Below are 12,920 nucleotides of genomic sequence, written 5' to 3'. Positions count from 1 at the left end.
TATTTTCCCAACCAATTTAGAGGGGACCAGAATGCAACGTTATCCTATGACTCCCGAAGGCAAGGTTGCCTTAGAGAAAGAATTACAACAGCTCAAGACAGTGGATCGCCCACGTATTATCCAAGCGATTGCTGAAGCTCGTGAACACGGTGATTTAAAGGAAAATGCTGAATATCATGCTGCGCGTGAACAGCAAGGTTTCTGCGAAGGTCGTATTCAGGATATCGAAGGTAAACTGGGCGCAGTACAAGAAATTGATGTCAAAACACTTGAGCAAAATGGCCGTGTGGTCTTTGGCGTGACCGTAACCATTGAAAATCTGGATACGGAAGAACGTAAGACTTATAAAATTGTCGGTGATGATGAAGCAGATTTTAAAATCAATAAAATCTCAGTGAACTCACCAATTGCGCGTGGTCTTCTAGGTAAAAATGAAGGCGACGAAGCGAAAATTCAAACACCACAAGGTGAAGTTGAATACGAAATCGTAAGTGTGGAATATATTTAATATTCTATATGCAATTAACCCCTCACTTTGAGGGGTTTTTTATATTTCAGATATTAGATAAAACATAATTAGCTATATATTTTTCAAAAAACCTGATGCGAAAATTTGAAAAGCATTTAAGGCTTCGGGGAGTAACTGTTCAGGATTTTCACTAGAGGCTACCCATAATGCAGCATTCATGGCAGCGCCATTTAAAAATACTGCTGCTGCTTCTGGGTCTATCATTTTAATTCGATTTGCTGCCAAAAGTTGCTCAATACACTCACGTGTAGACTGCAGACATCTGCTTTGACTTGGCCAATGCGCTGGATCACCCAACACTGCAGGTCCATCACGTAACACAATACGCTGAAACTCAGGATTTAAAGCACTTTTAATATAAGTCTGCCCTTCAAGTAATAATCCTTCCCAGAGGTCATCTGGCTGCTCCAGATGCTGCTGAGCAAATTCAGCCATCTGTGAGTCAATCTGATCAACAACTGCGGCAAATAAACCACGCTTATCACCAAAATGATGGTAGAGCGCCCCACGGGTTAGCCCTGCTTCTGCTGTGAGTTTATCCATTGAAGTATCGGCATAGCCATATTTAGCAAATGCTCGGCGTGCTACTTCAATCAGCTTTATACGAGTTTCCGCCATCTTTCGTTCACGAACAGACATGTATTTCACCAGTTGATCATCACAAAAATTTTAATTGACATACGCCTCGTATGTCAATTATGTTTACATACGAGGCGTATGTGAAAGTTAAATGATTTTTACTGATTGCTAATTTAAATATTGAAGGAGAACAGACATGACGAGAATTGCAATATTTCCCCAAGACCGCCATGCTTTATATGAACAACATGGTTATTCAGCTGCAATTCAATCGAAAGATTTACTCTTTGTTTCAGGGCAAGTGGGTAGCCGTAAAGATGGCTCGCCTGAACCCGATTTCGAGCAACAGGTAGAACAAGCTTTCAAAAATTTAGCAGCGACATTAGCAGCGGCTGGCTGCACTTTCGATGATATTGTTGATGTCACTACTTTTCATACAGATCCTGAACAACAATTCGATAAAATCATGAAAGTTAAAAATCAGATCTTTACACAAAAGCCTTATCCCAACTGGACTGCTATTGGCGTGACTTGGCTGGCAGGTTTTGACTTTGAGATTAAAGTCATTGCGCGTATTCCTCCCAGTACTTAGCCATTGGCTCACAGGCAGAATTGAGATTATTGGTTCAGCTTGAATACAATTCGGTATAATGGCGAATTCCCTATTTTTTATATCTCCTTTATGGCCGAAAAGTTAATCAACTCCCCTGTTAAACATTGGTGTGAGTTCGAGTTTATTGCGAAAACGGTGAAAAATCCGAATATCCATATCAAAGGCAATTATTCTTATTATTCGGCTTATTGGGATCAAGGTTTTGAGCGCTGTGTGGTGCGCTATCTGCATGACAAGGCAGCTACGCCTGAGAAGCCCATTGACCAACTGCATATTGGCAACTTTGTCTGCTTTGGGGCTGAATGCGTGATTATGATGGGTGGTAATCAATTGCATCGCCCTGACTGGATCTCAACTTTCCCATTTGATACACGTAGCTTTCAGACTGCAGGTGATACGGTGATTGCCGATGGTTGCTGGATTGGTAGCCGTGCCATGATCATGCAAGGGGTCAAATTGGGTGAAGGTGCGGTGGTTGCAACAGGTGCTGTGGTCACGCAAGATGTACCGCCTTATGCGATTGTCGGTGGTGTCCCTGCCAAAGTGATTAGATACCGTTTTTCTGAACAAGATATTAAAAAACTGCTTTCCCTGAAGCTTTATGACTTAGATGAAAAGCAGATTTTAAAGATGCGTGAACAATTGCAGACTGATGATGTGGATGCACTGATTCAATTCTTTAAGCGTAATTAAGACCGCTTTTATAGATAAATTATGGTGATACATGTCTTTTGTTTTCATGGAAATTTCATCTATTCTTGAATCCATCCAAACTTAACCATAATGCTATAAATAATAACTATCCCTATAAAAATGCTAGGTTTTATTCTCATCCTAACAGGTTTAGAATAGAACCATAGCTTATATATTAATCAAATTTTATTGACTGAATTCAACGTAAAATCATAAATATAAGGAGTATCCAACATGGCTTATCAAAAAATCTTAGTGGCAATTGACGACTCTGAAATTGCTGCGAATGTCATTCGTGAAGCAGCTCAGTTGGCGAAAGCCCTAGACAGTGAACTCACGGTGGTTGAAGTGATGACTTTAGATCCTTATCTTGCAGATGCCTATATTCGTATGGGGCAAAGCAATGATTTAATAGAAAGAGTCCGAAGTTATGCTCAAGACAATCTCAGCAAAGCTGAAAAAAAGTTTGAAGAGCATGGTTTAACGGTTGCAACGCAAGTTCTGGAAGGGTTTTCAGTGCATCAAGAAATTATTGGGGCAGCACAGAACCTAGGCGCAGACTTGATCATTATGGGCTCGCATGGGCGCACAGGCTTTAAACAGTTTGTGCTCGGTAGTGTAGCGCAGAAAGTTTTAGCAGAAAGTCATATTCCCGTATTGATTGTACGTTGATAAGTACAGTCAGCAAATTTGCAAATCGGCATTTTGAGACAATAGATCAATAAAGTACTGAATATCATCTTGGTTAAATTTTTGTTTTGAGTATTCAAAATTTTTCCATACGATGCGTAAAGGATACTGAATTGGTCTAATCTCATCAGTCAAACAATCTCTTAATGCCATAGAATTACACCCCATATAACCTAATACCCCACAAACTTCTTCGCCAATATAGCAATATAAATCTAATTCAGATTCTATATACGCCCCATCCAAAATAATTTCTTTAACAATACGATCATCCTTTTGCACTAGTTGAGCTCTCAGATAACTAACATCCAACCAGCACTTCTTATCAAAATCACTGAGAGCAAACCAATATTTTTGACCACATTCACCCTTTAAATATTTATAAATCAGCTCTTTTCTCTTAAAGAATTCATTTAACTCCAATTCTGCGTCCTCCTCCCCATCAAAAGAATAGAAAATAACTAAATCATTATTTTGATATGCAAAATCGAAGCAAAAATATATTTGATCACTCATCTTTTCATGGAGGTTCTTTTGATGACAGCTTAAATAGAGTCCAAAGAGATAATCTTTTTTTGTTCTAGTGAATAATTTCAACGCGTCCATTTCAGTAATTATCTGAGGATTGAGACAATTATGAAAAATAATTTTTTCTTGGTCATATTGATATTGATCTACATTTAAACCATAAAGTACGGTATCTAATTCATTTTCATAGTCATGTTTTATAAATTCAATTTTCATTTATGTTTCACTGATAAAATGAGCTAATTTAAAAGTTAAGGCTGCCAAGCAAAGATTTTTAAACTGACCTTGCCATTTAATAAATACACCCCTTCCTGCTCTAACAAATTCTGCTGAACATTTTCACCTTTCTCATTGATTCGGGTCACACTGATCTTGCCTTGTGCGTTAATCACACGATACCAGGGAATCTCACTGTCTTTGTCTAAATGCTTAAGTACATAACCGACCAAACGTGGATGTTTAGGCAAACCAGCCAGCTTGGCAATTTGCCCATAACTTGCCACTTTTCCATAAGGAATTAAGGCAATCACTTCTAAAATTTGTCGATGTAGTTCATTGGTATCTTGCACCATACAAGCTCCAAAAATCTGCTAAGATGATCAAAATCATGCGAAAAGCTAGCTTTACAACAATTAAAACACAACAACTTGAGAGAATAAAAAATGCGATTAAAAATCACAGCGCTAAGCTTATTATTCTTGATCATCGGTACATCTTGTACAACTCAAAATTCAACCGTAAAAACGTCCCGTTCTCAATATCCTCAAGAAAGACGTGATTTACCTGTGGTTAATGTCAGCTTTATTGTGACCAGCAATCGCCCCGAAGTTCAAGCCTTAGATAACAAAGCGCAGATGAATAAAGAATTAGCCATTCTGAATCAATATTTTGTCGATGAAAATAATCATAAAATCTTTACGTTTAAAATCCACCATTACTATTCATTCCAAGAGTTTAGTAAACGTAAATGTGATCTCGCCAACCAGTTAAGTCAATCAAAAGTAATCATTCCTGCAAAGCTACCAAGTGCGGTCAACGCTTGTTTTCCTCGTAGGAAAAGTAAAGAAGTCTTATTTATTATTTACGATGCTTATAGTGAAAAACTCAAAGATGCCGATATCACCAGTTGGGGATTTCGCAATCAAGGACAGCCCTTTATGCTGATTGACTGGAAAAGACTCAATTATCAAACCCAAGCAGCCAGTATTCATGAAATGGGACATGCCTTTGGCCTCGGCCATGTATGTTCACCTAAAGCCACCAAGACAACACCAACCAATATCATGAGCAGTTATGACTGCCATTTAGGTAGTGGCGGTCTGCGTAATCTTGGCTTTACAACAAAACAGGTCAATACCATGCTCAATAATTACCAGCAATATCCTTAAAAACTGAATTGAATATAAGTACCCAAATGATCTTGCTCCACACTGTAGTGAGTTGGGTCTAACTGACGAGTCAATAATGCTCTGGCTTGTTGAAACTGCTCCTGATCAACGATACGTGGTTGCCAAAAGGTTTTGCGGTTATGTGTATAAATCGGATACAGCTTTAACTGCCACTCCATGACGTTGATTCGAACAATGGCTCCATAGGGCAAAGCCTGATATTTCTCAAAATCACCATTGCTATTAAATACACCATTCCCTATTCCAAAAATAACAGGTTTTTGATTGATCGATTGAATCGGTTGAAGGGTATGTGCACCATGCCCAATCACCACATCTACCCCGATCTGTGTCAGCACATTTGCCAGTTTCTTTTGCTCAGGATGGATAGGTCTGAAATCAACACCCCAATGACAAATCACCATGATCTTGTGCTCTGGATGTGCTAAACGATATTGCATAATCTGTTCAAATAAAACGGCATTGATACATGCCACCCCAGCACTATGACCCAGTGCATAAAAATCGTAATCTTGATAGGCCGTTTGCCGATGCCAATAGCCATTAAAAATAGCCAAACATTGCCCTGCATTATTGATGATTTCTAGACATTGATGAGCTTGTTGTTGATCATTGCCCGCCCCAATAAAATCAATATTGGCAAGCTCTAACTGGGTTAAAGTGTGTTTTAGGCTTGCGTCGCCATAGTCTTTGAGATGGTTATTGCCCAAACACAGCGTATTGAGATGAATCTGTTTAAATTCGTCTAAAGTTTCCTGCGCTTTTGCCCCCAAAATATAGTCTTTTTTCCCACATAAACCTGAATGTTCATCGAGATTGAAAACAGCTTCTAAATTGGCAATATTAATATCATCTGCGCCAAAGAATGGTTTGATCGCTTCAAAAGAGTGACTGTAACCATAGCGTTGTAAGGCATCATCAATGCCTTTATTTTTTCTTTTAGCTGTATAAAACTCACCGAAATAAGTATCACCAATAATATTGATCCATTCTGTCTTGGCTTGGCGCTGCTTGGTGGGTAACCGACCTTGTTGGAAATAATGATAATACGGAGCTAAATGATCAATACGATGTAACTGATCTAATAACTGGAAAATACCAAGTGTCTGATTGTGATGGCGGTAAGAAAAGTAATAATCTTGCTTTTGATCAGTGAGATAAAGAATTGCATCAAGTGCCTTACACGTCATTAAGGAACTGGTGGCTGCAATATCCAGATCATTTAGATTCAGTGATTTAACAAAAACTTGTTGTAACAACACCCTTGGCATACTAAATATTGCCTGAGCCAAACAGTATAAGTTTTTAAGGCTATTTTTATCGCCAATGTGCAAATCAAATTTTCTGGCTTTTTCTGTAAGCTTCATCCGCATCTCAGCTAAATTACGAAATAGCTGAAAACCAAGAACCTGTTGGATGTTTTGAGTTGGATTAAAAGTCAGCAATTGCAATGAGGCTAGAACAGTATAGCGTTGTTGCAAGATCAAACCGGAGAGATCAGCCTGTTCGGTATGTAGTGCATGGTCTGTAGTAAGCAGCTCTTGAAGTTGCAGCTTTCCATCGATCACTCGTTCTAAAGCCTCGAGTAATAGCAGCCAATATGAACAATCCCCTGCAATTTCTGTCTGCCAAACCGGATGTTGAAAATCTTCATGCCCCATCTGACTCATAATTTTTATTTCTTGAGGTGTATTCATTTAGTTCACCCTCAAGCTTCCGTTTCAAAATATTGTACATAAGCAACATAGCCTGAAAGATTATGTTCTTGGTCATCGATACGTACACGAAAACGATCATGCCGAACATAGAAGGCATTCCGTATTTTATCTGGGCGCGCCATATACATCGCCACTTCAGGATAGAAAAAACCGGTGCGCTGGAATTCAGTTCGCAACTCAATCATCTTTTTTAACTCATCGAATCGTGCTTTGACAAACAGCTCCTGTAAACCTAAATCCCGCATGCGCTGCACCATTTGATAAGCAGCCATCATCATTTCAAGTAAGGTTGCATAAGCTGTTTTACGATTTCGAATAAACATCATATGTTTTAAATAATTATTCATGCCAAATTGAAAATATTTTTCCTCTGGGCAAATTTTTGTCAGCTCATTGGTGCAGTAGCTCAGCCAATGGTCATGATAGCGGTCATATTTTTTTTCAATAAATCGTTCAAACATGCATTTGACGGTTTCAAGGAGTTTTTCATCTGCATCAAGCTGATAGAGACGTAATAAAGCCAAGGCTGCTTCACCATCATAATAAATGATGCGGAATTTTTCTTTGATGTCATAGCTTGGATAATGCAATACATGCGTGGTTTCACCTGCTTCATTGATCATCGACAGGATGCCATTGGCCAAGGCTTGTGCATCTTCAAGATAGTAATCATCTGCTGTGATTTCCTGATATTTGGTCAGCATCAAAATTGCCGCCGCATTGGCTCCCAATTTAATTTCATCTAACTGCCCCAGCTCTGTTCCATCAAGCATATAGGCCAAACCCGCCTGTTTTTCGATATAAAAATGCTGTAAGGCATAATCGATTGCAGAGCGAATTTTTTCTATCTCCAACGAATATGGATGAATAGCTAAAGTCTCAATAAGCGCATAAACAGAAGTGCAGTGCCGAACCGTGTTATAACTACGAATCTCACGATCATAGGCAGGGAAAAAACCATAATTGAATTTTCCGTCCTGCTGGATTTGCTGAAAGAGAAACTGTGCATTTGTTTCAATCATTTTTTTTAAATGTTGTTTTTTCGGTTCAAGCAAGCAACGAACACCATTTTCAGTGAACTGACTTTGCAATGGAATCAGTTGCCCCTGTTCATACATCACGGCATAGGTATCAAAGGTCCATACCTGCCGAATCTCGGCAATGTTTATCGCGTTATGCCGATTCGGATATTTTTTTAAAATACTGCTATTTAAGTTCTTCTCATCAATAAAATTTGGTGTGCTATAGCTAAGTGCCCGAATAATTGCCTTGCCATATAATTCTTGCTCCAAAAAGCAAAGCTTAAAGTCTGCATCAAAACTCATCCCTTTCCGATAATGATTATTATGGAATTGGTTTTTTAAAGTTTGTTCGATGTGCTGCCATTGTTCGACTTGGATATTATAGGCTACATCAATTTTAACAAATGTGCTGAGTACTTCAGTCGACGAAAATTGCTGTTCTAGAAAATCAAATAATTGTTGCTGTGTATCAGAAAAATCGGAGCAGGATGAATTCCAAACTTGGCAACGTTGTGTCTGTTCACCAAAGGAACAGAAAATAGCAGTTTTAGACACATCAATATGTGATTGAAGCTGTTGCAAGAATTGCTCACTGAGTTGCTGTTTTAATTGCTCAAATGCCGAAATCGTTGTAATGGTCATATCTTCAAGTTTTTAGAATTTTTTAAGTCTTTTAAATAAGATACCACATATTTTAATCATCTTCTCAAAATGAAAAAGAGAGCCCGAAGGCTCTCTTTTAGAGTTAAAGATTTGGATTAGTAAATGATTTGACCATTGTTGAGTAAATCATTGAGTGTCAATGATGCTGTAGGATGATCTAAATGCAACGTCAACAATTGAGTACTTGTATAAGTTCCGCCTAAACCATCACGATCCACACTGATGGTTGCACTTTGAGTCGTCGCATCGTAGCTTACTGATACATACGAACCAATGGTGAGACTATTTGGCGTACCAATTAATAAGTTGCTGATATCAATCTTGTCAGCCTGATCATCTGTAGCGACATTGCCTACATGGAAATCTGTCCAAGTATCAACACCACCCGCTGTTGTATTACCTCCTGTTGCATTCACTACACCTGCAGCAGTTAAAGTATTGTAAATCAAGGTATCTGAGCCATTACCAAGTGTGAAGGTATCATTTGCCGCAGTACTCACTGCTAGACTGTTCAACTCTTGACCTAAATGAATTGTTAAAGTGCTCGTTGACTCGGCACCAGTAATCGATACAAGTTTATAATTAATCGTATCAATGGTTGCATTCGCCGCGCTATCAAAAGCTTTGTAGTAATACGAACCATCATGATTAACATACAATGTACCTTCACCCGTATTAATCGCTTGCCCTGCCGCAATCTGGTAATTACCTGGTGATACTTCAACAAACAATTGAGAAGCAGTTGTCGTATCTGCAACACCACCCGCAGTATCACCCAACAGGATATTGCCGTGAATCCAGTCGCTTAAACCATCTGGTGTATAGCTGTCCAAATGCGTTGTTTTGGTTGTTACCACAGAGTCAAGCGTCACAGTACCAATTGGAAGCAGACTTGATAGACTGAAGACCACTCTATAAGTTCCTTCAGACAAGTGATTGACATCCGCTGAATAAGCTGGAGCACCTAAAATACCAGCTAGCGCTGTCGCAGATCCCGTATAAACAGTGTTGACCCATGTACCGCCAACAAGTTGCTGAATGGTATAACCAGCAGTTGGTAACACCGAAAGACTCAATGATGTCGTGTAATTCAATTGTACATGCACATCATTAACCGTATTAGCAGCAATCACAAATTGGTTAGATGTTACAGTACTACTCAACACAGGAAGCGGTGGGAAACCGGCCAAATTACCGATAGTGACATTACCGCTTGGTACATCTACTGCCGCATCCACTACAGGTTTCATACTGATTGTTGCATTATTCGAATCCGCGTTGGCAACTGGAGCAGGAATAACAGCATCTGCACCTGGATTTGCGATATTCCAGTTGAGATTCACATCCGGCGAACCAATTTGGATATGCAATGTCGCAGTATCAGTTTTACCTGTTACAGGATCAGTGACCGTATAAGTGAAACTGTCCACCTTACCAATATTCGAGGTATTTGCTGCTGCTTGGTAACTATAGCTACCGTCCGCATTAATGGTCAAAGTACCGTATGCGCCGACTATCGTTGTTGCTGTACCTGCGATGACACCAGATACATTGCCATTTTCAGATGTGACAGCAGTCACAACCGTCGTGGTTGTAATATAGTCTGGCTTATAATTCGAACCATAACCTGCCGAATTATCATCAGACAGAACATTACCCGTAATTGGGTTTACAACCAAGGTAGGTACTTGAGTAATATCACCATTATTCAATGTAATATTAGCCGTAACACTACCAAGCGCAGTAAGCAGTGTATTGCTCTCCATAAATAACTCATATGTACCTGCACCTAAGTTATCCACTTTGAACTTCACTTCAGAACCGAAGATACCCAGCAGATCAAGTATGCCTGCATTCGAGCTATCTGCAATTACCGTACGCGTACCGTCTGGATTGACTCGGGTTAATACCACATGTAAACCATCAACCACTGTTGCAACTGAGCCAAAGTTCACTGCAAAAATTGCTTCGGTAATATGACCAGGAGCAACCGTGAATTGTGCTGTACCTTGTTTTGTACCAATCACTACACCGCCAACACCAAGTAGCCAGTTATAGCTAATCGCGTTTGCAATAACTTGTGTCGTTATTGGATAAACGAGATCAATTGCAGCGGAAGCAACGTTGTCCATCGCATCCACTGGTACTGGACCTGTAATAATTGCAGGTTGAGATGGATCGTTCGGATTCCATGTCATAGCCACATTATTGCTATCCAAGTGAACATAGAGATTCGCTTGTGAAGTATTGCCCGTAGCTGGATCCAGTAAGGTATAAGTAAACTGGTCAACCTTACCGAGATTCAATCCATTCGCATTTGGTGTATAGGTATAATTACCGTGTTGATCAATTACTAAAGTACCGTAAGTACCTGTAATTGTTGTTGTGCCTGTTGTAGCGACAGCATGACCGTTCACCACCGAAATAACGGCATTATGGCTAGCTGCATCTACCGCACCATTCAGACCTGCATCTTTAATTACGTTGCCAGAGATCGGATCCACTGTGTATCCAGCCACAACATATGGATTATAAACATCCATTTTGCCTGTTAATGTTCCACCTAGACCAACACCCACCAAACCTCCATAACCAATAAAGGCACGATATTGACCTGTAGCTAAACCATCAACCACAGCCGTTGCCACGCCTCCAATCAGTGATAGGTTAACCAAGGTGGCTTGTGGGTTTGTTCCACCAACAGAAACCCATTGTTTTGTTGCTGCATCATATTTTTGAATCACAAGTGAATAATCACTTAATACATTCGCAGTGAGTAAACCACTGAACGTAAATGTTGCTGTACTTGTTCGATCAGCATCTACGTTAAATGCAATTGTTGAGTTACCTAGCAGTTGTAAATTCAAACCGAGTAAGGATACGGCTGCCACATAACTTGCACTACCAAGCGCAACATCATGTGCAACCAGTAATGACTCTGGATTAATTTCAGCTACTGCAAGATTATCTGCAGCTTTCACAGAGCTTAATTGGATATTCAGTGATGCTTGAGCAGTATCGCCAGAAGCAGTATCTTTTAAGGTATACACAAAGTGATCTACCTGTCCAAGTCCTGCTGCATTTGCGTTAGGTGTATAGGTATATGATCCATTCAAATTGATCACTAAAGTACCATAAGTACCAGCTATCACCGTACCATTTGCAAGAACAGGATGACCATTCACCGCATTAATCACTGTTGTTGGTGTTACAACATCGACCTGACCACTTGCATTACTATCAAGAATCACATTACCTGTCGCATTTTCGGTAAAGAATCCACCAATTTGCGTCGTGTCATAGACATCCATAGTACCGGTTAAAGTACCCAGCAAACCCACACCTGCAATACCAGTATAGGCCATAAACGCACGATATTGACCTTGTTCCAGTCCGTCAATAACGATACCTGGTGTAGAACCTAATAAAGTGAGTTTCAGAATATCTGCTTGACCACCACCGTAAACTGAAGTCCATTGACCAGTCGTTGTATCGAGCTTTTGCAAAACAAGCGAGTAGTTGGCTAAAGCATTCACACCAATTAAAGCACTATAAGTGAATGTCGCATTGCCTTCTTGATTCGCTGCAACCGTAAATCCAACCCCATCAGAACCGAGTTGTAAATTAAGGCCTAACAATGAAACAAGCGCTAAATATGTTTTACTGCCCAAGGCTGCATCATGTGTAATCAGTAAAGGCTCTGGTGCAAGAACTGCGGTAGCAATATTGTCATAGGCAATAATCGTTGTATTTGTAAGGGTATAGCTTTGTGATCCTTGAATACTACTGCTATTCCCTGCGGCATCAGTAAATTTTGCTGTTGCTTGGATTGTAAGATCCGTATCAGCCGCAAGTTCACTGCCAGGGACACTGGTCGTCCAGGTATGTGTCACAGGATCAACCACTGCCGAATAATTTATACCATTCACATTCACTTGAATTGTGGTGGTTACCGCATCTGCTGGAATGGTTAATGTACCTGATATTGTAACCGGCCCGCCTATTTCTGACGGATTAAGAACGTTATCGCCAGTAATTGGATTAATCGCAATTGCAGCAGTACTAATATCAGGAGGCGTTGTATCCACTATAATTGTTACATCTGATGCTTTATCCACATTACCATAAGCATCCACCGCTTGTGCATGAATGACCAAGGAGCCATCGCCAGCCACTGCAACTGCTGCCGTGATATACCCATTGAGTAAATCTGCTGCTGTCACGATATGGTTATTGCCATTAACAGTCACTACAGTACCTGCAACTGCATTTGGTCCTAAAGCAACACGTGCATTGAAGCTAGCATCATTGCCTAATTCCGTAGCATTCAGGATACCATCGCCATTTAAGTCATCTGGTACGGTGATCGCACCAATCAAATCAGCTGGAGTCGCAACTGTTCCTGTTGCTGGTAAGGACACATTCCCTGCCGGATCAGTCGCGGTCGCGGTCACCGCCTCACCATTCAACAAGCCG

Annotated in this window: 11 protein-coding genes; 5 read left to right on the top strand and 6 right to left on the bottom strand. The window is 40.1% G+C overall.

Going from position 1 to position 12,920, the window contains the following annotated elements:
• Positions 1–31 precede the first annotated feature (31 nt).
• Positions 32–508: a transcription elongation factor GreA gene (greA, locus tag Aba26S_RS15915; protein ID WP_004651928.1), complete on the top strand. Its 477-nt coding sequence runs from the start codon at positions 32–34 to the stop codon at positions 506–508.
• Between the two features lie 72 nt (positions 509–580).
• On the opposite strand, the gene Aba26S_RS15910 is transcribed toward greA, so the two are convergent.
• Complete coding sequence (locus tag Aba26S_RS15910; RefSeq protein WP_043973399.1) at positions 581–1,168, bottom strand: TetR/AcrR family transcriptional regulator; 588 nt, start codon at positions 1,166–1,168, stop codon at positions 581–583.
• Positions 1,169–1,304: 136 nt separating this feature from the next.
• Between Aba26S_RS15910 and Aba26S_RS15905 the strand changes: the two genes are divergently transcribed.
• The 3 genes from Aba26S_RS15905 (at position 1,305) to Aba26S_RS15895 (ending at position 3,086) form a co-directional block, all read left to right on the top strand.
• A complete protein-coding gene (locus Aba26S_RS15905; protein WP_043973396.1) occupies positions 1,305–1,700 on the top strand; it encodes a RidA family protein in 396 nt (131 codons plus the stop codon).
• 90 nt (positions 1,701–1,790) lie between these two features.
• Positions 1,791–2,414: a CatB-related O-acetyltransferase gene (locus Aba26S_RS15900; protein WP_043973394.1), complete on the top strand. Its 624-nt coding sequence runs from the start codon at positions 1,791–1,793 to the stop codon at positions 2,412–2,414.
• A 234-nt stretch (positions 2,415–2,648) separates the two neighbouring features.
• A complete protein-coding gene (locus tag Aba26S_RS15895; RefSeq protein WP_005243734.1) occupies positions 2,649–3,086 on the top strand; it encodes a universal stress protein in 438 nt (145 codons plus the stop codon).
• Positions 3,087–3,095: 9 nt separating this feature from the next.
• Here the strand turns inward: Aba26S_RS15895 and Aba26S_RS15890 are convergent, their stop codons facing one another.
• Positions 3,096–3,848 (bottom strand): barstar family protein, encoded by a 753-nt coding sequence (locus Aba26S_RS15890; RefSeq protein WP_005243737.1) that lies wholly within the window; start codon positions 3,846–3,848, stop codon positions 3,096–3,098.
• Between the two features lie 35 nt (positions 3,849–3,883).
• Positions 3,884–4,204, bottom strand: a complete 321-nt coding sequence (locus Aba26S_RS15885) for an MGMT family protein (protein WP_043973392.1) — start codon at positions 4,202–4,204, stop codon at positions 3,884–3,886.
• Positions 4,205–4,294: 90 nt separating this feature from the next.
• Here Aba26S_RS15885 and Aba26S_RS15880 point away from each other — a divergent pair, with 90 nt between their 5' ends.
• On the top strand, positions 4,295–5,020 hold the full coding sequence (locus tag Aba26S_RS15880; RefSeq protein WP_043973390.1) for a metalloprotease: 726 nt from the start codon (positions 4,295–4,297) through the stop codon (positions 5,018–5,020).
• On the opposite strand, the gene Aba26S_RS15875 is transcribed toward Aba26S_RS15880, so the two are convergent.
• The 3 genes from Aba26S_RS15875 to Aba26S_RS15865 all read right to left on the bottom strand — a co-directional run.
• Complete coding sequence (locus Aba26S_RS15875; RefSeq protein ID WP_043973387.1) at positions 5,017–6,738, bottom strand: CapA family protein; 1,722 nt, start codon at positions 6,736–6,738, stop codon at positions 5,017–5,019. The genes Aba26S_RS15880 and Aba26S_RS15875 overlap by 4 nt on opposite strands.
• Positions 6,739–6,749: 11 nt before the next feature.
• Positions 6,750–8,423 carry a poly alpha-glucosyltransferase gene (locus Aba26S_RS15870; RefSeq protein ID WP_043973384.1) on the bottom strand — a complete coding sequence of 558 codons (1,674 nt, stop codon included), beginning with the start codon at positions 8,421–8,423 and terminating at the stop codon, positions 6,750–6,752.
• Between the two features lie 116 nt (positions 8,424–8,539).
• On the bottom strand, positions 8,540–12,920 hold a 4,381-nt coding region (locus tag Aba26S_RS15865), incomplete at its 5' end, for an S-layer family protein (protein ID WP_043973382.1).

The organism is Acinetobacter sp. NBRC 110496 (assembly GCF_000876115.1).
In the GTDB taxonomy this organism is placed as follows: domain Bacteria; phylum Pseudomonadota; class Gammaproteobacteria; order Pseudomonadales; family Moraxellaceae; genus Acinetobacter.
The sequence above is the reverse complement of the archived record's forward strand: the minus strand, read 5'-3'. Positions and strand labels throughout refer to the sequence as shown.